Below are 17,328 nucleotides of genomic sequence, written 5' to 3' on the forward strand. Positions count from 1 at the left end.
TCACTGTCGTGGCTAAAGAAAAATTTGATCGTTCCCTTCCCCACGTTAACGTCGGCACCATCGGCCACGTTGACCACGGTAAGACCACTCTGACCGCAGCTCTGACCCGCGTCTGCTCCGAAGTTTTCGGTTCGGCCGTCGTTGAGTTCGACAAGATCGACTCGGCTCCGGAAGAAAAAGCTCGCGGTATCACCATCAACACCGCGCACGTCGAGTACAACTCGAACATTCGTCACTACGCTCACGTTGACTGCCCAGGTCACGCTGACTACGTGAAGAACATGATCACCGGTGCTGCCCAGATGGACGGCGCGATCCTGGTTTGCTCGGCCGCCGATGGTCCGATGCCACAAACCCGTGAGCACATCCTGCTGTCCCGTCAGGTTGGCGTTCCGTACATCGTGGTCTTCCTGAACAAGGCTGACCTGGTAGACGACGCTGAGCTGCTGGAACTGGTCGAGATGGAAGTTCGCGACCTGCTGTCCACCTACGACTTCCCAGGCGACGACACCCCGATCATCATCGGTTCGGCTCGTATGGCTCTGGAAGGCAAAGACGACAACGAAATGGGCACCACCGCTGTCAAGCGTCTGGTTGAAACTCTGGACAGCTACATCCCAGAGCCAGAGCGTGCTATCGACAAGCCGTTCCTGATGCCAATCGAAGACGTGTTCTCGATCTCCGGTCGCGGTACCGTTGTTACCGGCCGTATCGAGCGCGGTATCGTTCGCGTTCAAGACCCGCTGGAAATCGTTGGTCTGCGTGACACCACCACCACCACCTGCACCGGCGTTGAGATGTTCCGCAAGCTGCTGGACGAAGGTCGTGCTGGCGAGAACTGCGGCGTCCTGCTGCGTGGTACCAAGCGTGACGACGTTGAGCGTGGTCAGGTTCTGGTCAAGCCGGGTTCGGTCAAGCCGCACACCAAGTTCACCGCAGAAGTCTACGTTCTGTCGAAGGAAGAAGGCGGTCGTCACACTCCGTTCTTCAAAGGCTACCGTCCTCAGTTCTACTTCCGTACCACTGACGTGACCGGTAACTGCGAACTGCCGGAAGGCGTTGAAATGGTAATGCCAGGTGACAACATTCAGATGACTGTCACCCTGATCAAGACCATCGCAATGGAAGACGGTCTGCGCTTCGCCATCCGTGAAGGCGGTCGTACCGTCGGCGCCGGCGTCGTAGCCAAAATCATCGAGTAATCACTCGACCGATTGAAAAAGCCCCCGCTCAGCGGGGGCTTTTTTTATTGGGTTGACACTAAATTGGGGCGTCTATAGAATCACGCCTCCTTTTAGCGGGCGTAGTGCGTCCGTTGGGAACAGCCTGGAGTCTGAAATCCAATGCAAAATCAGCAAATCCGTATCAGGTTGAAGGCTTTCGACCATCGCCTGATCGACCAATCCACCCAGGAAATCGTGGAAACCGCGAAACGTACTGGTGCACAAGTGCGTGGTCCAATTCCACTGCCTACCCGCAAAGAGCGTTTCACCGTTCTGGTCTCCCCGCACGTCAACAAAGACGCGCGTGACCAGTACGAGATTCGCACTCATAAGCGTGTTCTGGACATCGTCCAGCCAACGGATAAAACCGTTGACGCGCTGATGAAGCTTGATCTGGCGGCCGGTGTGGAAGTACAGATCAGCCTCGGCTAAGACTTCGGTCTGGTCGTGTAACGCTCTGAAATGGGCGGCCATAGCGGGTGAAAGCCCCGTACACTCATGAGGTTTACAACATGACTATTGGTGTAGTCGGTCGAAAAGCGGGTATGACCCGTATTTTCACCGAAGAAGGTGTCTCCATTCCGGTCACGGTCATTGAGATCGAGCCGAATCGCGTCACCCAGTTCAAAACCGAAGAAACTGATGGCTACCGTGCAGTGCAAGTCACTGTCGGCGAGCGTCGTGCTTCGCGTGTGACCGCCGCTCAGGCTGGCCACTTTGCCAAGGCCAACGTTGCCGCTGGTCGCGGTGTCTGGGAGTTCCGTCTTGAAGAAGGCGATTTCCAGGCTGGCGATCTGATCAAAGCTGAACTCTTCACTGCAGGCCAGCTGGTAGACGTAACCGGTCAGTCCAAAGGTAAAGGCTTCGCCGGTACCATCAAGCGCTGGAACTTCCGTGGTCAAGATAACACCCACGGTAACTCCGTATCGCACCGTGTCCCTGGCTCCATCGGCCAGTGCCAGACTCCTGGTCGTGTATTCAAGGGCAAGAAAATGTCCGGTCACATGGGCGCTGAGCGCGTGACTGTGCAGTCCCTGGAAGTAGTACGCGTAGACGCTGAACGCAACCTGCTGCTGATCAAGGGTGCCGTTCCAGGCGCTACTGGCGGCGACGTGGTTGTGCGTCCAGCTGTCAAGGCTCGCGGGTAAGGGGAAACTGACATGCAACTTAATGTAAATGACGCTCAGGCGATCGAAGTTTCCGAACTGACTTTCGGTGGCGAATTCAACGAGACGCTGGTACACCAAGCAGTCGTGGCCTACATGGCCGGCGGCCGTCAGGGCACCAAGCAGCAGAAGACCCGTTCTGACGTGGCCGGTGGCGGTAAGCGCCCATGGCGTCAGAAAGGTACTGGCCGTGCTCGTGCCGGTACTACCCGTGGTCCGATCTGGCGTGGCGGTGGTGTAACCTTCGCAGCTCGTCCTCAGGATCACTCGCAGAAGCTCAACAAGAAGATGTATCGCGCAGCTCTGCGCTCCATCCTCGCTGAGCTGGTGCGTAGCGACCGTCTGGTCGTGGTTCAGGACTTCGCTGTTGAAGCGCCGAAAACCAAAGACCTGCTGAACAAGCTGAACGGCATGGGTCTGAGCGATGTTCTGATCGTTTCGGACGCTGTTGATCAGAACCTGTACCTGGCTGCTCGCAACCTGCCGCACGTCGATGTACGTGACGTTCAAGGTTCCGACCCGGTCAGTCTGATCGCATACGAGAAGGTGTTGATCACCGTCTCGGCCGTGAAGAAATTCGAGGAGCTGCTGGGATGAACCAGGAACGCGTATTCAAAGTCCTCCTTGGCCCGCACGTTTCCGAGAAGGCTACCGTTCTGGCTGAGAAGAAAGGCCAGTTCGTATTCAAGGTTGCTACCGATGCAACCAAGCTGGAAATCAAGAAAGCTGTCGAAGGCCTGTTCAACGTAAAAGTTGAAAACGTGTCGACTGTTAACGTTCTGGGTAAAACCAAGCGTACCGCACGTGGTCTGGGCAAGCGTAATGACTGGAAGAAGGCAATCGTCTCCCTTCAGCCAGGCCAAGATCTCGATTTCAGCAGCAGTGCTGAGTAAGGAAGGGGTGCATCATGGCAATCGTTAAATGCAAACCGACTTCCCCTGGCCGCCGTTTTGTGGTCAAGGTGGTCAACAAGGAGCTGCACAAAGGCGCTCCTCACGCACCGCTGATCGAGAAAAAATCGAAGTCTGGTGGTCGTAACAACAATGGCCGCATCACCACGCGTCACGTGGGTGGTGGTCATAAGCAGCATTACCGTCTGGTCGACTTCCGTCGCAACGACAAGGATGGCATTCCAGCCACCGTCGAGCGTATCGAATACGACCCGAACCGTACTGCTCACATCGCCCTGCTGTGCTACGCAGACGGTGAGCGTCGCTACATCATCGCCCCTAAAGGCGTGAGCGCTGGCGACCAGCTGATTGCAGGTGCCCTGGCCCCAATCAAGGCCGGTAACTCCCTGCAGCTGCGCAACATTCCAGTAGGTAGCACCATTCACGGCATCGAACTGAAGCCGGGTAAAGGTGCTCAGATCGCTCGTTCCGCTGGTGCTTCGGCTCAGCTGATCGCTCGCGAAGGTGTCTACGTGACCCTGCGTCTGCGCTCTGGTGAAATGCGTAAAGTCCTGGCTGAGTGCCGTGCGACCCTGGGCGAAGTCTCGAACTCCGAGCACAGCCTGCGTTCGCTGGGTAAAGCTGGTGCCAAACGCTGGCGCGGCGTTCGCCCAACCGTTCGTGGTGTTGCCATGAACCCGGTTGACCACCCGCATGGTGGTGGTGAAGGTCGTACCTCCGGTGGTCGTCATCCGGTATCGCCATGGGGCTTCCCAACCAAGGGTGCTAAAACCCGTGGTAATAAGCGTACCGACAACATGATCGTCCGTCGTCGCAAGTAACTAGAGGGATACGACAGTGCCACGTTCTCTGAAAAAAGGTCCTTTTATCGATCTTCACCTGTTGAAGAAGGTCGAAGTGGCGGTGGAGAAGAACGATCGCAAGCCAGTTAAAACCTGGTCGCGCCGTTCGATGATCCTGCCACAAATGGTCGGTCTGACCATCGCGGTACACAACGGTCGCCAACACGTCCCAGTTCTCGTGAACGAAGACATGGTCGGCCACAAACTGGGCGAGTTCGCCGGTACCCGCACCTATCGCGGGCACGTGGCTGACAAGAAAGCCAAGCGTTAAGGGGTAAGGAAATGGAAGTAGCCGCTAAGTTGTCGGGCGCTCGCATCTCCGCCCAGAAAGCCCGCTTGGTCGCCGACCAGATCCGCGGGAAGAAGGTGGGCGAAGCGCTCAACCTGTTGGCCTTCAGCAGCAAAAAAGCCGCTGAAATCATGAAGAAAGTCCTCGAGTCGGCCGTTGCCAACGCCGAACACAACGAAGGCGCAGACGTTGATGACCTGAAGGTCTCCACCGTCTTCGTCAACGAAGGGCGTTCGCTGAAGCGCATCATGCCGCGTGCCAAAGGCCGCGCTGATCGCATCGTCAAGCGGTCTTGCCATATCACTGTCAAGGTTGCGGACAAGTAACGGAGTCGATCAGATGGGTCAGAAAGTACATCCCACTGGCATTCGCCTGGGAATCGTCAAGGAGCACACCTCCGTCTGGTACGCAGACGGCGCGACTTACGCAGATTACCTGCTGAAGGATCTGCAAACTCGTGAGTACCTCCAAGACAAACTAAAAAGCGCGTCCGTAAGCCGTATCGATATTCATCGTCCGGCTCAAACTGCACGCATCACCATCCACACCGCTCGTCCCGGTATCGTTATCGGCAAGAAAGGTGAAGATGTTGAGAAGCTGCGTCAGGACCTGACCAAGCAGATGGGTGTGCCTGTGCACATCAACATCGAAGAGATCCGCAAGCCGGAACTCGACGCTATGCTGGTTGCTCAGAGCGTAGCCCAGCAGCTGGAACGCCGCGTAATGTTCCGTCGCGCCATGAAGCGCGCCGTACAGAACGCCATGCGTATTGGTGCCAAGGGCATCAAGATCCAGGTGAGCGGTCGTCTCGGCGGTGCCGAGATCGCACGTACCGAGTGGTATCGCGAAGGTCGTGTGCCCCTGCACACCCTGCGTGCCGATATCGACTACAACACCTACGAAGCTCACACCACCTACGGTGTGATCGGTGTCAAGGTTTGGATCTTCAAAGGCGAAGTGATTGGTGGTCGCCAGGAAGAGCTGAAGCCTCAAGCACCAGCGCCTCGTAAAAAAGCTGCTAAGTAAGGGGTACGCCAAATGTTGCAACCAAAGCGTACAAAATTCCGCAAGCAGATGACTGGCCACAACCGTGGTCTGGCACTGCGCGGTAGCAAGGTCAGCTTCGGCGAGTTCGCTCTGAAAGCTGTCGCCCGCGGTCGTCTCACCGCTCGCCAGATCGAGTCGGCACGTCGTGCCCTGACCCGTCACGTTAAGCGTGGCGGCAAGATCTGGATCCGTGTGTTCCCGGACAAGCCAGTTACCAAGAAGCCTCTCGAAGTGCGGATGGGTAAAGGTAAGGGTTCCGTGGAATACTGGGTTGCCCAGATTCAGCCAGGCAAAGTCCTGTACGAGATCGAGGGTGTTTCTGAAGAGCTGGCGCGCGAAGCTTTCGCCCTGGCCGCTGCAAAGCTGCCTCTCGCCACCTCCTTTGTTAAGCGGACGGTGATGTGATGAAAGCGAATGAACTTCGTGAAAAATCCGCACAGCAACTGAATGAGCAACTGCTCGGCTTGCTGCGCGACCAGTTCAATCTGCGCATGCAGAAAGCAACTGGCCAGTTGGGGCAGTCGCACCTGCTCTCGCAAGTTAAGCGTGACATCGCTCGCGTGAAAACTGTGCTCAACCAGCAGGCAGGTAAGTGATCATGGCTGAAGCTGAAAAAACCGTCCGTACGCTGACTGGCCGTGTCGTCAGCGACAAAATGGACAAGACCATCACCGTTCTGATCGAGCGTCGCGTAAAGCACCCGATCTACGGTAAATACGTTAAGCGTTCGACTAAGCTGCACGCGCACGACGAAGCCAACCAGTGCAAGATCGGCGACAAGGTTTCCATTCGCGAAACCCGTCCGCTGGCCAAGACCAAGTCCTGGGCACTGGTTGAAGTCCTCGAACGCGCTGTTGAAGTCTAAGGGCTAGGGGTCGGAGAAATTTTATGATTCAGACTCAATCCATGCTCGATGTGGCCGATAACAGCGGCGCTCGTCGCGTCATGTGCATCAAGGTGCTCGGCGGTTCGCACCGCCGTTACGCCGGCATCGGTGACATCATCAAGGTAACCGTCAAGGAAGCAATTCCGCGCGGTAAGGTCAAAAAAGGCCAAGTGATGACTGCTGTTGTCGTCCGTACCCGTCACGGTGTACGTCGCGCTGACGGTTCCATCATTCGTTTCGACGGCAACGCTGCTGTTCTGCTGAACACCAAGCAAGAGCCGATCGGCACTCGCATCTTCGGGCCAGTGACCCGTGAACTTCGTACCGAGAAGTTCATGAAGATCGTCTCGCTCGCCCCTGAAGTGCTCTAAGGAGATCCGACATGCAAAAGATTCGTCGTGACGACGAGATCATCGTGATCGCCGGCAAAGACAAAGGTAAGCGCGGTAAGGTGCTGAAGGTTCTCGCTGATGACCGTTTGGTCGTCGGTGGTGTCAACCTGGTCAAGCGTCATACCAAGCCTAACCCGATGGCGGGCGTCCAGGGCGGTATCGTCGAGAAAGAAGCGCCACTGCACGCTTCCAACGTTGCCATCTTCAACAGCGAAACCAACAAAGCTGACCGCGTTGGTTTCAAAGTAGAAGAAGGTAAGAAAATTCGTGTCTTCAAGTCGACCCAAAAAGCGGTTGATGCTTGAACACTGCTAGGTAGAAGACCATGGCACGACTGAAAGAGATTTACCGGAACGAAATCGCTCCTAAGCTTAAGGAAGAACTTAAGCTGTCGAACGTGATGGAAGTTCCTCGCGTTACCAAAATCACCCTGAACATGGGTCTGGGCGAAGCGATCGGCGACAAGAAAGTCATCGAGCACGCTGTAGCTGACCTGGAAAAGATCACCGGTCAAAAGCCGGTCGTGACTTTCGCTCGCAAATCCATCGCTGGCTTCAAAGTCCGCGAAGGCTGGCCGATCGGCGTCAAGGTGACCCTGCGTAGCGACAAGATGTACGAATTCCTGGACCGCCTGCTGGCGATCTCCCTGCCTCGGGTTCGCGACTTCCGCGGCCTGAATGCCAAGTCCTTCGATGGTCGTGGCAACTACAGCATGGGCGTGAAAGAGCAGATCATCTTCCCGGAAATCGACTACGACAAGATCGATGCTCTGCGCGGTTTGGACATCACCCTGACCACCACTGCTCGTTCGGACGACGAAGGCCGCGCTCTGCTGCGTGCTTTCAAGTTCCCGTTCCGCAACTGATTGGAGTAGGAAAATGGCCAAGAAGAGCATGAAAAACCGCGAGCTGAAGCGTCAGCTCACGGTAGCCAAGTACGCCAAAAAGCGTGCCGAGCTGAAAGCGACCATCGTCAACCTGAACGCCTCTCCAGAAGAGCGTTTCGCTGCCGTTGTCGCTCTGCAGAAGCAGCCACGTGACGCTAGCGCCTCGCGCATGCGTAACCGCTGCCGCATCACCGGTCGTCCGCACGGCGTGTACCGCAAGTTCGGCCTCGGCCGTAACAAGCTGCGCGAAGCCGCCATGCGTGGTGATGTGCCAGGTCTGGTCAAGGCCAGCTGGTAATCCCGGTTGGCGTGACCGCCGGCGGAAGGGGAGAAATCTTCCGACCGCCGGTGACCTCGCAAAGAAACAAGCCCCTATATGGGGCTTGTTTCGTTTCTGCCTTGTGTCTAGAATGACCGGCTCACCTGAGCCTGGGTTTTTTACCCTGCCTGCCCGGGTGGTTGTGATAGCCGCAAGGCTAATAATTCTTGTATCAGGAGCATCTAGCCCATGAGTATGCAGGACCCGTTAGCGGACATGCTAACTCGCATCCGTAATGCCCAGATGGCTGAAAAGTCTGTCGTAAGCATGCCTTCCTCCACGCTGAAGGTCGCGGTTGCCAAAGTACTGAAAGACGAAGGTTACATCGCCGGCTACGAAGTCAGCGGCGAAGCCAAGCCTTCCCTGTCGATCGAACTGAAGTACTTCGAAGGCCGTCCGGTCATCGAGGAACTGAAGCGCACCAGCCGTCCAGGCCTGCGCCAGTACAAGGCCGTCACTGACCTGCCGAAAGTACGTGGCGGTCTGGGCGTGTCTATCGTCTCCACCAACAAAGGTGTGATGACTGACCGCGCTGCGCGCGCTGCCGGTGTCGGCGGCGAAGTTCTGTGCACAGTGTTCTAAGGGGAGATAGGCATGTCTCGCGTCGCTAAGAACCCCGTTAAGCTGCCAGCAGGCGTCGAAGTCAAATTCGCCGGTCAGCAGCTTTCGGTGAAGGGTGCCAAGGGCACTCTCGAACTGAACGTTCACTCGTCTGTTGAAGTTACCGAAGAAGCTGGCGAGCTGCGTTTCGTCGCCCGCAACGGTGATCAGCAAGCTCGCGCCATGGCCGGTACCACCCGCGCCCTGGTGAACAACATGGTCCAGGGCGTAAGCCAAGGCTTCGAGCGCAAGCTCCAGCTGGTCGGTGTTGGTTACAAGGCACAGGCCAAGGGCACCATCCTGAACCTGGCTCTGGGCTTCTCGCACCCAGTGGATTACGAACTGCCAGCCGGTATCACCGCTGAAACTCCTAGCCAGACCGACATCCTGATCAAGGGTATCGACAAGCAGCTGGTAGGTCAGGTGGCCGCTGAAGTCCGCGGTTTCCGTCCGCCAGAGCCTTACAAGGGCAAGGGTGTGCGTTACGCGGATGAAGTAGTCCGTCGTAAAGAAGCCAAGAAGAAGTAGGGCCTAGCAAATGACCGACAAAAAAGTTACTCGACTGCGTCGCGCTCGCAAAGCACGCCTGAAAATGCACGAGCTCGAAGCCGTGCGTCTGTGCGTGTTCCGCTCCTCGCAGCACATCTACGCCCAGGTCATCTCGGCCGACGGCAGCAAGGTTCTGGCAAGTGCCTCGACCTTGGACAAAGAACTGCGTGATGGTGCCACCGGCAACATCGACGCGGCCACTAAGGTTGGCAAGCTGGTAGCTGAGCGTGCGAAAGCCGCCGGTGTATCTCAAGTTGCCTTTGACCGTTCCGGCTTCAAGTACCATGGCCGCGTCAAAGCGCTGGCTGATGCTGCTCGTGAAGGCGGGCTGGAGTTCTAAGTTATGGCAAATAACGATCAAAAGCGCGACGAAGGCTACATCGAGAAGCTGGTTCAAGTTAACCGCGTTGCCAAGACCGTCAAGGGCGGCCGTATCTTCACCTTCACCGCGCTGACCGTGGTAGGTGATGGCAAAGGCCGCGTTGGCTTCGGCCGTGGCAAATCGCGCGAAGTACCAGCTGCGATCCAGAAAGCCATGGAAGCTGCTCGTCGCAACATGATTCAGGTTGACCTGAAAGGCACCACCCTGCAGTACGCCACCAAGGCCGCCCACGGCGCCTCGAAGGTCTACATGCAGCCTGCCTCGGAAGGTACCGGTATCATCGCCGGTGGCGCAATGCGTGCCGTCCTGGAAGTTGCTGGCGTTCAGAACGTCCTGGCCAAGTGCTACGGCTCGACCAACCCAGTGAACGTGGTACACGCCACCTTCAAGGGTCTGAAAGCCATGCAATCCCCTGAGTCCATTGCTGCCAAGCGCGGCAAGACTGTTGAGGAGATCCGCTGATCATGGCAACCGTTAAAGTTACGCTGATCAAGAGCGTCTCGGGCCGTATCCCTAACCACAAACTGTGCGTGAAGGGTCTGGGTCTGCGTCGTATCGGTCACACTGTAGAAGTCCAGGATACTCCCGAGAACCGCGGGATGATCAACAAGGCTTACTACATGCTGAAGGTCGAGGGTTAATCGATGAAACTCAATGATCTGAGTCCAGCGCCGGGTTCCCGTCGCGAGAAGCACCGTCCGGGCCGTGGTATCGGTAGCGGTCTGGGCAAGACTGGTGGCCGTGGTCACAAAGGTCAGACTTCGCGTTCCGGTGGCACCATTGCTCCAGGCTTCGAAGGCGGTCAACAGCCGCTGCACCGTCGCCTGCCGAAGTTCGGCTTCGTATCCCTGAAAGCCATGGACCGCGCAGAAGTGCGTCTGTCCGAACTGGCCAAGGTGGAAGGCGATCTGATCACCGTTCAGTCCCTCAAGGACGCCAACGTGATCGGCCAGCACGTACAGCGCGTGAAAATCATGCTGTCGGGCGAAGTCACTCGCGCAGTCACCCTCAAGGGTATCGCCGTCACCAAAGGTGCACGTGCGGCTATCGAAGCAGCTGGCGGCAAGTTCGAGGAATAAATGGCTAAGCAAGGTGCTCTCTCTTCGCTCGGTAAGGGCGGGATGTCGGAACTCTGGGCTCGTCTGCGTTTTCTGTTCATGGCGATCATCGTCTATCGGATTGGCGCGCACATCCCGGTACCAGGCATTAACCCGGACCGTCTCGCGGATCTGTTCCGGCAGAATGAGGGGACCATTCTTAGCTTGTTCAACATGTTTTCCGGCGGCGCGCTGGAGCGCATGAGCATCTTTGCACTGGGGATCATGCCGTACATCTCGGCATCGATCATCATGCAGCTCATGACCGCTGTCAGCCCGCAGCTGGAACAGTTGAAGAAGGAAGGTGAAGCTGGCCGTCGCAAGATCAGCCAGTACACCCGCTACGGCACCGTTATCCTGGCGCTGGTTCAAGCCATTGGCATGTCCATTGGCCTGGCCAACCAGGGCGTGGCGTTTTCTGTTGGCCTCGGCTTCCATGTCGTCGCCGTCTCCACCTTCGTGGCAGGCGCGATGTTCATGATGTGGCTGGGTGAGCAGATCACCGAGCGCGGTGTGGGCAACGGTATCTCGATGTTGATCTTCGCAGGTATCGTTGCCGGTCTTCCGAGAGCAATCGGGCAGTCTTTCGAGTCTGCGCGTACAGGCGATATCAACATCTTCGCCCTGGTCGCTATCGGTTTGCTGGCAGTAGCGATTATCGGTTTCGTGGTGTTCATTGAGCGTGGTCAGCGTCGTATCGCCGTTCACTACGCCAAGCGTCAGCAGGGCCGCAAGGTCTTCGCTGCGCAGACCAGCCACCTGCCGCTGAAAGTGAACATGGCGGGCGTAATCCCGGCCATTTTCGCGAGCAGCATCTTGCTGTTCCCGGCTTCGCTGGGTGCCTGGTTCGGTCAGTCCGAAGGTATGGGCTGGCTGCAGGACATCTCGCAGTCGATCGCTCCTGGTCAGCCGTTGAACATTCTGCTGTTTAGTGCAGGGATCATTTTCTTCTGCTTCTTCTACACAGCGTTGATGTTCAATCCGAAAGACGTAGCGGAAAACCTGAAGAAGTCCGGTGCCTTTATTCCGGGTATCCGTCCTGGTGAGCAGTCGGCGCGCTACATTGATGGCGTTCTGACCCGTTTGACCATGTTCGGTGCTCTTTACATGATGGCCGTGTGCCTGCTTCCCCAGTTCCTGGTGGTGGCTGCAAACGTGCCGTTCTACCTTGGCGGGACCTCGTTGCTGATTGTGGTAGTGGTTGTGATGGACTTCATGTCCCAAGTACAATCGCACCTCGTTTCGCACCAGTACGAATCCCTGATGAAGAAAGCCAACCTGAAAGGCTACGGCGGCAGCGGTCTGCTGCGCTGATCTAGCCCCTTAAGGTTCGAGGAGTCGGTAATGAAAGTTCGTGCATCGGTGAAAAAGCTGTGCCGCAACTGCAAGATTATTCGTCGCGAAGGTATCGTGCGCGTGATCTGCAGCGTGGAACCGCGTCACAAGCAGCGCCAAGGCTGAGTGTGATCTGCGTCAAACCCAGCAGCTAGTGTGCTGCTGGGTTGATTATTCGTTTCTACAGCGATATTATCTCGCGCCCTATTTCTTGGCTTCCGGGGCGTAGGTAGCTGTCAATTGGAGTCCCACTGAATGGCCCGTATTGCAGGCGTCAACATTCCAGATAACAAGCATACTGTTATCTCGCTGACCTACATCTATGGTGTCGGTCGCACTACTGCACAGAAAATCTGTGCAGACGCTGGTGTCAACCCAGCCGCAAAGATCAAGGATCTGAGCGACGAGCAAATCGAAACCCTGCGTGGCGAAGTTGCGAAGTTCACCACCGAAGGTGACCTGCGTCGTGACATCAACATGAAGATCAAACGCTTGATGGACCTGGGTTGCTACCGCGGCCTGCGTCATCGTAAAGGTCTGCCGGTTCGCGGTCAGCGCACCAAGACCAACGCACGCACCCGTAAGGGCCCGCGTAAGCCGATCCGCAAGTAATCGCCCAGGAATATAGACATGGCAAAACCTGCTGCTCGTCCTCGTAAGAAAGTCAAAAAGACAGTGGTTGATGGCATCGCCCACATCCATGCGTCTTTCAACAACACCATCGTGACCATCACCGACCGTCAGGGCAACGCACTGTCCTGGGCGACCTCCGGTGGTTCGGGTTTCCGTGGTTCGCGCAAATCCACCCCGTTCGCAGCTCAGATCGCTGCTGAGCGTGCTGGTCAAGCTGCGCTGGAATACGGCCTGAAAAACCTCGACGTCAACGTCAAGGGTCCAGGTCCGGGTCGTGAATCCGCCGTTCGTGCACTGAACAGCTGCGGCTACAAGATCGCCAGCATCACCGACGTGACGCCAATCCCGCATAACGGGTGCCGTCCGCCGAAGAAGCGTCGCGTGTAATCAGGAGACAGATAAATGGCACGTTACATTGGTCCAAAATGCAAACTGTCTCGCCGTGAAGGCACTGACCTGTTCCTGAAGAGCGGCGTTCGCGCTCTGGAATCGAAGTGCAACATCGAAGCAGCCCCAGGTATCCACGGCCAGCGCCGTGGCCGTCAGTCCGACTACGGTACCCAGCTGCGCGAGAAACAAAAAGTTCGTCGTATCTACGGTGTTCTGGAGCGTCAATTCCGCGGTTACTACCAAGCGGCTGCCTCGAAGAAAGGCGCCACCGGTGAGAACCTGCTGCAGATGCTCGAGTCCCGTCTGGACAACGTCGTCTACCGTATGGGCTTCGGTTCTACCCGTTCCGAGTCCCGTCAGCTGGTTTCGCACAAAGCAATCAGCGTCAACGGCAAGACCGTGAACATTCCATCCTACCAAGTTCGTCCGGGTGACGTGGTCGCAGTTCGCGAGAAGTCGCTGAACCAGCTGCGCATTGTTCAAGCCCTTGAACTGTGCTCTCAGCGTGGCCGCGTTGAGTGGGTAGACGTGGATGCTGCTAAAAAGTCGGGCGTTTTCAAGAACGTTCCTGCTCGCAGCGACCTGTCCGCCGACATCAACGAAAACCTGATTGTCGAGCTCTACTCCAAGTAAGGGCTAGAAAATAGGTGCATCCATGCAGATTTCGGTAAATGAGTTTCTGACACCCCGCCACATTGATGTGCAGGTTGTCAGTCCAACCCGCGCCAAGATCACGCTCGAGCCTCTCGAGCGTGGCTTCGGCCATACCCTGGGCAACGCGCTGCGCCGCATCCTGTTGTCCTCCATGCCTGGCTGTGCAGTAGTCGAGGCCGAGATCGATGGCGTACTCCATGAGTACTCCGCGATCGAAGGTGTACAGGAAGACGTCATTGAAATCCTGTTGAACCTGAAAGGCCTGGCTATCAAGCTGCACGGTCGTGACGAAGTTACGCTGACCTTGTCGAAAAAGGGTTCGGGGGTGGTTACCGCTGCCGATATTCAGCTGGATCACGATGTCGAGATCGTCAACCCCGATCACGTAATCGCGAACCTGGCGTCCAACGGCGCCCTGAACATGAAGCTCACTGTAGCTCGTGGTCGCGGTTACGAGCCGGCCGACTCCCGTCAGACCGACGAAGACGAAAGCCGTAGCATTGGCCGTCTGCAGCTGGACGCTTCGTTCAGCCCGGTGCGTCGTATCGCCTATGTGGTCGAGAACGCCCGTGTTGAACAGCGTACCAACCTGGACAAGCTGGTCATCGATCTGGAAACCAACGGTACCCTGGATCCTGAAGAGGCCATCCGTCGTGCCGCGACCATCCTGCAACAGCAGCTGGCCGCGTTCGTCGACCTCAAGGGTGACAGCGAGCCGGTTGTGGTCGAGCAGGAAGACGAGATCGATCCGATCCTGCTGCGCCCGGTTGACGACCTGGAACTGACCGTACGTTCGGCCAACTGCCTCAAGGCGGAGAACATCTACTACATCGGCGACCTGATTCAGCGTACCGAAGTAGAGCTGTTGAAGACTCCTAACCTGGGCAAGAAGTCCCTGACTGAAATCAAGGACGTCCTGGCCTCCCGTGGTCTGTCTCTCGGCATGCGCCTCGACAACTGGCCGCCTGCAAGCCTTAAGAAAGACGACAAGGCGACAGCCTGATCGTCGTAATCACCGAACGTTGTGTTTGGTAAGGAATGAATCATGCGTCATCGTAAAAGTGGACGTCACCTGAGCCGTACCAGCTCTCACCGCAAAGCTATGTTCCAGAACATGGCTGTGTCGCTGATCGAGCACGAGCTGATCAAAACCACCCTGCCGAAAGCCAAGGAACTGCGCCGCGTTGCCGAGCCGCTGATCACCCTGGCCAAGGAAGACAGCGTTGCCAACCGTCGTCTGGCCTTCGACCGTACTCGTTCGAAGTCCGCTGTTGGCAAACTGTTCAACGACCTGGGCAAGCGTTACGCCACCCGTCAGGGCGGCTACCTGCGCATCCTGAAGTGCGGTTTCCGCGCTGGCGACAACGCTCCTATGGCGTACGTCGAGCTGGTTGATCGTCCGGTCGGTGGTGCTGTAGAAGCTGCCGAGTAAGACGTTCTGTCTGCTACAAAGAACCGGGCCTAGTGCCCGGTTTTTTGTTGCCTGATGAATTGTCATTTTCTATTGATGCAAGTCAGGCAATGAATTTGTTCGTGTCACACCGCTCGTCAATACTCTCTCCAAGCCGATTAGCCGGCCGTTCAAGACCGATAAGGAGAGCCCATGAGCAAGATTCTCACCACCGCCAGCGGTGCACCTGTAGCCGATAACCAGAATTCCCGTTCCGCCGGCCCGCGCGGCCCGCTGTTGCTCGACGATTTCCACCTGCTCGAGAAGCTCGCTCACTTCAACCGCGAGAACATTCCTGAGCGCCGGGTACATGCCAAAGGCTCGGGCGCCTACGGTACTTTCACCGTTACCCGCGACATCACCGGCTACACCAGCGCCAAGCTGTTCAGCGCCGTCGGCAAGCAGACCGAAACCTTCTTGCGGTTCTCCACCGTGGGTGGCGAGCGCGGATCTGCTGATACCGAGCGCGACCCGCGTGGCTTTGCGGTCAAGTTCTACACCGAGGAAGGCAACTGGGACATTGTCGGCAACAACACGCCGGTCTTCTTCATTCGTGACCCGCTGAAATTCCCGGATTTCATTCACACCCAGAAGCGCCACCCGCAGAGCAACCTGAAGAACGCCCAGATGATGTGGGACTTCTGGTCGCATTCGCCGGAGGCGCTGCATCAGGTCACCATCCTGTTCTCCGATCGCGGCATCCCGGACGGCTACCGCCACATGCACGGTTTCGGCAGCCATACCTACAGCCTGATCAACGACAAGGGTGAGCGCACTTGGGTCAAGTGGCACTACAAGACGCAACAGGGCATCAAGAACCTGGCCCCTGCCGAAGCCGCGCGCCTGGCCGGCAGCGACCCTGATTACGCCCAGCGCGACCTGTTCGAGGCCATCGAACGTGGCGATTACCCGCGCTGGACCGTGTGCATCCAGGTGATGAGCGAAGCCGAGGCTGCATGCCGTCAGGAGAACCCGTTCGACGTAACCAAGACCTGGTCGCAAAAGGACTATCCGCTGATCGAGGTCGGCGTGCTGGAGCTCAACCGCAACCCGCTCAACTACTTCGCCGAAGTCGAGCAGGCCACGTTCGGCCCGAGCAACATGGTCCCGGGCGTGGGGCTGTCGCCAGACCGTATGCTGCAAGGGCGCGTATTCGCCTACGCCGACGCCCACCGCTACCGCGTGGGTACCAATCACCAGCATCTGCCGGTGAACGCGCCGCGCAGTCCCGTGCACAGTTACCAGCGCGATGGCGCCATGGCCAGCGGCAGCTACGGCAGCGCGCCGAACTACGAACCGAACAGCTTCAGCGATGCACCCAAGCAGTCGCCGCGTCATGCCGAGCCGTCGTTGGCCCTCAATGGTGCGGCTGATCGCTACGATCACCGTGAGGACAACGACTACTACAGCCATGCCGGCGCACTGTTCCGCCTGATGAGCAACGAACAGCGAGCACTGCTGATCAACAACATCGCCGGTACCATGGCCAATGTCAGCGAGGACGTCATCCAGCGCCAACTGCAGCACTTCTACAAGGCCGATCCGGCCTATGCGCAAGGCATTGCCAAAGCCCTGGGCATAACCCTTGCCTAAGTCGAAGTGATAAAAAGAACCGCCCTCATTTGGGCGGTTTTTCAATGAAAATCACTACGGTTTAGCCGATTATTTGCCGTTAATTGCGCATTTTCCCGTGACCACGCGCAAAAGCTGGTTCAAACTATGAGCTGTCGAAGTATTCACAGGGAGAAGCAGGGCGATGCAAGGTCACCCGGACGTAATCAACTACCTCGTCATGTTGCTGAAGGGCGAACTGGCAGCACGCGATCAATACTTCATCCATTCGCGGATGTATGAAGATTGGGGCCTGGGCAAGCTCTTCGAGCGCATCAACCACGAGATGGAAGAAGAGACGCAGCACGCCGATGCGCTGATGCGCCGTATCCTCATGCTCGAAGGCACCCCGGACATGCGCGCTGACGATCTGGAAGTGGGCAAGACCGTGCCCGAGATGATCGCTGCCGACCTCAAGCTCGAGTACAAAGTCCGCGCCGCGCTGTGCAAGGGCATCGAGCTGTGCGAGCTGCACAAAGACTACATCAGCCGCGACATCCTGCGCGCGCAGTTGGCAGATACCGAAGAAGATCACACCTACTGGCTAGAGAAGCAGCAGGGCCTGATCAAGGCTATCGGCCTGGAAAACTACCTGCAGTCGCAGATGTAAGTTATCCACAGCTGCAAAAAAGCCCCTGTCACTCACATGGCAGGGGCTTTTTCATG

General features: G+C 57.2%; 31 protein-coding genes. All 31 read left to right on the forward strand.

The genetic code is table 11. The features are described 5' to 3' along the window. The first annotated feature begins 8 nt into the window (after positions 1-8). The 31 genes from tuf to bfr all read left to right on the forward strand — a co-directional run bounded on the left by tuf (position 9) and on the right by bfr (position 17,272). Positions 9-1,202, forward strand: coding sequence for an elongation factor Tu (tuf, locus tag EJA05_RS02535; protein ID WP_016497741.1), 1,194 nt, complete (start codon positions 9-11; stop codon positions 1,200-1,202). 141 nt (positions 1,203-1,343) lie between these two features. Then, complete coding sequence (gene rpsJ / locus EJA05_RS02540; protein ID WP_003186070.1) at positions 1,344-1,655, forward strand: 30S ribosomal protein S10; 312 nt, start codon at positions 1,344-1,346, stop codon at positions 1,653-1,655. Positions 1,656-1,735: 80 nt separating this feature from the next. Then, positions 1,736-2,371, forward strand: a complete 636-nt coding sequence (rplC, locus tag EJA05_RS02545) for a 50S ribosomal protein L3 (RefSeq protein WP_011531887.1) — start codon at positions 1,736-1,738, stop codon at positions 2,369-2,371. A gap of 12 nt (positions 2,372-2,383) precedes the next feature. After that, positions 2,384-2,986: a 50S ribosomal protein L4 gene (rplD, locus tag EJA05_RS02550; protein WP_003255485.1), complete on the forward strand. Its 603-nt coding sequence runs from the start codon at positions 2,384-2,386 to the stop codon at positions 2,984-2,986. Continuing rightward, positions 2,983-3,282, forward strand: coding sequence for a 50S ribosomal protein L23 (gene rplW / locus EJA05_RS02555; protein ID WP_003255484.1), 300 nt, complete (start codon positions 2,983-2,985; stop codon positions 3,280-3,282). Before rplD ends, rplW begins: the two co-directional genes overlap by 4 nt. Positions 3,283-3,296: 14 nt before the next feature. Continuing rightward, complete coding sequence (gene rplB, locus EJA05_RS02560) at positions 3,297-4,121, forward strand: 50S ribosomal protein L2 (protein WP_003255483.1); 825 nt, start codon at positions 3,297-3,299, stop codon at positions 4,119-4,121. A 16-nt stretch (positions 4,122-4,137) separates the two neighbouring features. After that, entirely contained in the window at positions 4,138-4,413 is a 276-nt protein-coding gene (gene rpsS, locus EJA05_RS02565; RefSeq protein WP_003255482.1) for a 30S ribosomal protein S19, read from the forward strand. Positions 4,414-4,424: 11 nt separating this feature from the next. Further along, the gene (rplV, locus tag EJA05_RS02570; RefSeq protein WP_003103908.1) at positions 4,425-4,757 is read left to right on the forward strand and encodes a 50S ribosomal protein L22; all 333 of its coding nucleotides are present in this window, start codon (positions 4,425-4,427) and stop codon (positions 4,755-4,757) included. A 13-nt stretch (positions 4,758-4,770) separates the two neighbouring features. Continuing rightward, positions 4,771-5,457 carry a 30S ribosomal protein S3 gene (gene rpsC, locus EJA05_RS02575; protein ID WP_011531889.1) on the forward strand — a complete coding sequence of 229 codons (687 nt, stop codon included), beginning with the start codon at positions 4,771-4,773 and terminating at the stop codon, positions 5,455-5,457. A gap of 12 nt (positions 5,458-5,469) precedes the next feature. Beyond that, entirely contained in the window at positions 5,470-5,883 is a 414-nt protein-coding gene (gene rplP / locus EJA05_RS02580) for a 50S ribosomal protein L16 (protein WP_009397508.1), read from the forward strand. Next, positions 5,883-6,074, forward strand: coding sequence for a 50S ribosomal protein L29 (gene rpmC, locus EJA05_RS02585; RefSeq protein WP_002555481.1), 192 nt, complete (start codon positions 5,883-5,885; stop codon positions 6,072-6,074). The genes rplP and rpmC overlap by 1 nt, the downstream gene beginning before the upstream one ends. Before the next feature lie 2 nt (positions 6,075-6,076). After that, positions 6,077-6,343 carry a 30S ribosomal protein S17 gene (gene rpsQ / locus EJA05_RS02590; RefSeq protein WP_003255478.1) on the forward strand — a complete coding sequence of 89 codons (267 nt, stop codon included), beginning with the start codon at positions 6,077-6,079 and terminating at the stop codon, positions 6,341-6,343. A 23-nt stretch (positions 6,344-6,366) separates the two neighbouring features. After that, the gene (gene rplN / locus EJA05_RS02595) at positions 6,367-6,735 is read left to right on the forward strand and encodes a 50S ribosomal protein L14 (protein ID WP_008089810.1); all 369 of its coding nucleotides are present in this window, start codon (positions 6,367-6,369) and stop codon (positions 6,733-6,735) included. Between the two features lie 11 nt (positions 6,736-6,746). After that, positions 6,747-7,061, forward strand: coding sequence for a 50S ribosomal protein L24 (gene rplX, locus EJA05_RS02600; protein ID WP_125462384.1), 315 nt, complete (start codon positions 6,747-6,749; stop codon positions 7,059-7,061). Positions 7,062-7,081: 20 nt separating this feature from the next. Further along, complete coding sequence (rplE, locus tag EJA05_RS02605) at positions 7,082-7,621, forward strand: 50S ribosomal protein L5 (RefSeq protein WP_003255474.1); 540 nt, start codon at positions 7,082-7,084, stop codon at positions 7,619-7,621. A gap of 13 nt (positions 7,622-7,634) precedes the next feature. After that, positions 7,635-7,940, forward strand: a complete 306-nt coding sequence (rpsN, locus tag EJA05_RS02610; protein ID WP_023629181.1) for a 30S ribosomal protein S14 — start codon at positions 7,635-7,637, stop codon at positions 7,938-7,940. A 210-nt stretch (positions 7,941-8,150) separates the two neighbouring features. Next, positions 8,151-8,543 (forward strand): 30S ribosomal protein S8, encoded by a 393-nt coding sequence (gene rpsH / locus EJA05_RS02615; protein ID WP_110996348.1) that lies wholly within the window; start codon positions 8,151-8,153, stop codon positions 8,541-8,543. Positions 8,544-8,555: 12 nt separating this feature from the next. Beyond that, entirely contained in the window at positions 8,556-9,089 is a 534-nt protein-coding gene (gene rplF, locus EJA05_RS02620) for a 50S ribosomal protein L6 (protein WP_110996349.1), read from the forward strand. Positions 9,090-9,099: 10 nt separating this feature from the next. After that, positions 9,100-9,450 (forward strand): 50S ribosomal protein L18, encoded by a 351-nt coding sequence (rplR, locus tag EJA05_RS02625; RefSeq protein WP_011531893.1) that lies wholly within the window; start codon positions 9,100-9,102, stop codon positions 9,448-9,450. A 3-nt stretch (positions 9,451-9,453) separates the two neighbouring features. Then, positions 9,454-9,954, forward strand: a complete 501-nt coding sequence (rpsE, locus tag EJA05_RS02630; RefSeq protein ID WP_046857343.1) for a 30S ribosomal protein S5 — start codon at positions 9,454-9,456, stop codon at positions 9,952-9,954. 2 nt (positions 9,955-9,956) lie between these two features. Beyond that, positions 9,957-10,133: a 50S ribosomal protein L30 gene (gene rpmD / locus EJA05_RS02635; protein ID WP_011531895.1), complete on the forward strand. Its 177-nt coding sequence runs from the start codon at positions 9,957-9,959 to the stop codon at positions 10,131-10,133. 3 nt (positions 10,134-10,136) lie between these two features. Beyond that, on the forward strand, positions 10,137-10,571 hold the full coding sequence (rplO, locus tag EJA05_RS02640) for a 50S ribosomal protein L15 (protein ID WP_110996350.1): 435 nt from the start codon (positions 10,137-10,139) through the stop codon (positions 10,569-10,571). After that, positions 10,572-11,903 carry a preprotein translocase subunit SecY gene (gene secY / locus EJA05_RS02645; RefSeq protein ID WP_003257108.1) on the forward strand — a complete coding sequence of 444 codons (1,332 nt, stop codon included), beginning with the start codon at positions 10,572-10,574 and terminating at the stop codon, positions 11,901-11,903. 30 nt (positions 11,904-11,933) lie between these two features. Beyond that, positions 11,934-12,050, forward strand: a complete 117-nt coding sequence (rpmJ, locus tag EJA05_RS02650) for a 50S ribosomal protein L36 (protein WP_032116397.1) — start codon at positions 11,934-11,936, stop codon at positions 12,048-12,050. Positions 12,051-12,179: 129 nt separating this feature from the next. Continuing rightward, positions 12,180-12,536: a 30S ribosomal protein S13 gene (gene rpsM, locus EJA05_RS02655; RefSeq protein ID WP_003255457.1), complete on the forward strand. Its 357-nt coding sequence runs from the start codon at positions 12,180-12,182 to the stop codon at positions 12,534-12,536. Between the two features lie 18 nt (positions 12,537-12,554). Continuing rightward, on the forward strand, positions 12,555-12,944 hold the full coding sequence (rpsK, locus tag EJA05_RS02660) for a 30S ribosomal protein S11 (RefSeq protein ID WP_003255454.1): 390 nt from the start codon (positions 12,555-12,557) through the stop codon (positions 12,942-12,944). 15 nt (positions 12,945-12,959) lie between these two features. Beyond that, the gene (gene rpsD / locus EJA05_RS02665; protein WP_110996351.1) at positions 12,960-13,580 is read left to right on the forward strand and encodes a 30S ribosomal protein S4; all 621 of its coding nucleotides are present in this window, start codon (positions 12,960-12,962) and stop codon (positions 13,578-13,580) included. A 22-nt stretch (positions 13,581-13,602) separates the two neighbouring features. Further along, complete coding sequence (locus EJA05_RS02670) at positions 13,603-14,604, forward strand: DNA-directed RNA polymerase subunit alpha (RefSeq protein WP_003255452.1); 1,002 nt, start codon at positions 13,603-13,605, stop codon at positions 14,602-14,604. A 42-nt stretch (positions 14,605-14,646) separates the two neighbouring features. Next, positions 14,647-15,033 carry a 50S ribosomal protein L17 gene (gene rplQ / locus EJA05_RS02675; RefSeq protein WP_003255451.1) on the forward strand — a complete coding sequence of 129 codons (387 nt, stop codon included), beginning with the start codon at positions 14,647-14,649 and terminating at the stop codon, positions 15,031-15,033. 171 nt (positions 15,034-15,204) lie between these two features. Continuing rightward, a complete protein-coding gene (locus tag EJA05_RS02680) occupies positions 15,205-16,644 on the forward strand; it encodes a catalase (protein WP_125857233.1) in 1,440 nt (479 codons plus the stop codon). A gap of 163 nt (positions 16,645-16,807) precedes the next feature. Beyond that, complete coding sequence (gene bfr / locus EJA05_RS02685; protein WP_110996353.1) at positions 16,808-17,272, forward strand: bacterioferritin; 465 nt, start codon at positions 16,808-16,810, stop codon at positions 17,270-17,272. The last annotated feature ends 56 nt before the right edge of the window (positions 17,273-17,328 follow it).

The organism is Pseudomonas oryziphila, from assembly GCF_003940825.1.
In the GTDB taxonomy this organism is placed as follows: domain Bacteria; phylum Pseudomonadota; class Gammaproteobacteria; order Pseudomonadales; family Pseudomonadaceae; genus Aquipseudomonas; species Aquipseudomonas sichuanensis.

Bases quoted from the DNA above. Each gene is read 5' to 3' on its own strand.
- rpsE (WP_046857343.1), top strand. From the start codon at position 9,454: ATGGCAAATAACGATCAAAAGCGCGACGAAGGCTACATCGAGAAGCTG.
- rpsH (WP_110996348.1), top strand. From the start codon at position 8,151: ATGAGTATGCAGGACCCGTTAGCGGACATGCTAACTCGCATCCGTAAT.
- rplF (WP_110996349.1), top strand. From the start codon at position 8,556: ATGTCTCGCGTCGCTAAGAACCCCGTTAAGCTGCCAGCAGGCGTCGAA.
- rpmJ (WP_032116397.1), top strand. From the start codon at position 11,934: ATGAAAGTTCGTGCATCGGTGAAAAAGCTGTGCCGCAACTGCAAGATT.
- secY (WP_003257108.1), top strand. From the start codon at position 10,572: ATGGCTAAGCAAGGTGCTCTCTCTTCGCTCGGTAAGGGCGGGATGTCG.
- rplO (WP_110996350.1), top strand. From the start codon at position 10,137: ATGAAACTCAATGATCTGAGTCCAGCGCCGGGTTCCCGTCGCGAGAAG.
- rplB (WP_003255483.1), top strand. From the start codon at position 3,297: ATGGCAATCGTTAAATGCAAACCGACTTCCCCTGGCCGCCGTTTTGTG.
- rpsM (WP_003255457.1), top strand. From the start codon at position 12,180: ATGGCCCGTATTGCAGGCGTCAACATTCCAGATAACAAGCATACTGTT.
- rplP (WP_009397508.1), top strand. From the start codon at position 5,470: ATGTTGCAACCAAAGCGTACAAAATTCCGCAAGCAGATGACTGGCCAC.
- rplX (WP_125462384.1), top strand. From the start codon at position 6,747: ATGCAAAAGATTCGTCGTGACGACGAGATCATCGTGATCGCCGGCAAA.
- rplV (WP_003103908.1), top strand. From the start codon at position 4,425: ATGGAAGTAGCCGCTAAGTTGTCGGGCGCTCGCATCTCCGCCCAGAAA.
- rplD (WP_003255485.1), top strand. From the start codon at position 2,384: ATGCAACTTAATGTAAATGACGCTCAGGCGATCGAAGTTTCCGAACTG.
- EJA05_RS02670 (WP_003255452.1), top strand. From the start codon at position 13,603: ATGCAGATTTCGGTAAATGAGTTTCTGACACCCCGCCACATTGATGTG.
- bfr (WP_110996353.1), top strand. From the start codon at position 16,808: ATGCAAGGTCACCCGGACGTAATCAACTACCTCGTCATGTTGCTGAAG.
- rplN (WP_008089810.1), top strand. From the start codon at position 6,367: ATGATTCAGACTCAATCCATGCTCGATGTGGCCGATAACAGCGGCGCT.
- rpsJ (WP_003186070.1), top strand. From the start codon at position 1,344: ATGCAAAATCAGCAAATCCGTATCAGGTTGAAGGCTTTCGACCATCGC.
- rpmC (WP_002555481.1), top strand. From the start codon at position 5,883: ATGAAAGCGAATGAACTTCGTGAAAAATCCGCACAGCAACTGAATGAG.
- rpsQ (WP_003255478.1), top strand. From the start codon at position 6,077: ATGGCTGAAGCTGAAAAAACCGTCCGTACGCTGACTGGCCGTGTCGTC.
- rplQ (WP_003255451.1), top strand. From the start codon at position 14,647: ATGCGTCATCGTAAAAGTGGACGTCACCTGAGCCGTACCAGCTCTCAC.
- rpmD (WP_011531895.1), top strand. From the start codon at position 9,957: ATGGCAACCGTTAAAGTTACGCTGATCAAGAGCGTCTCGGGCCGTATC.
- rplW (WP_003255484.1), top strand. From the start codon at position 2,983: ATGAACCAGGAACGCGTATTCAAAGTCCTCCTTGGCCCGCACGTTTCC.
- rplE (WP_003255474.1), top strand. From the start codon at position 7,082: ATGGCACGACTGAAAGAGATTTACCGGAACGAAATCGCTCCTAAGCTT.
- rpsK (WP_003255454.1), top strand. From the start codon at position 12,555: ATGGCAAAACCTGCTGCTCGTCCTCGTAAGAAAGTCAAAAAGACAGTG.
- rpsC (WP_011531889.1), top strand. From the start codon at position 4,771: ATGGGTCAGAAAGTACATCCCACTGGCATTCGCCTGGGAATCGTCAAG.
- rpsD (WP_110996351.1), top strand. From the start codon at position 12,960: ATGGCACGTTACATTGGTCCAAAATGCAAACTGTCTCGCCGTGAAGGC.
- rplR (WP_011531893.1), top strand. From the start codon at position 9,100: ATGACCGACAAAAAAGTTACTCGACTGCGTCGCGCTCGCAAAGCACGC.
- EJA05_RS02680 (WP_125857233.1), top strand. From the start codon at position 15,205: ATGAGCAAGATTCTCACCACCGCCAGCGGTGCACCTGTAGCCGATAAC.
- rpsN (WP_023629181.1), top strand. From the start codon at position 7,635: ATGGCCAAGAAGAGCATGAAAAACCGCGAGCTGAAGCGTCAGCTCACG.
- rplC (WP_011531887.1), top strand. From the start codon at position 1,736: ATGACTATTGGTGTAGTCGGTCGAAAAGCGGGTATGACCCGTATTTTC.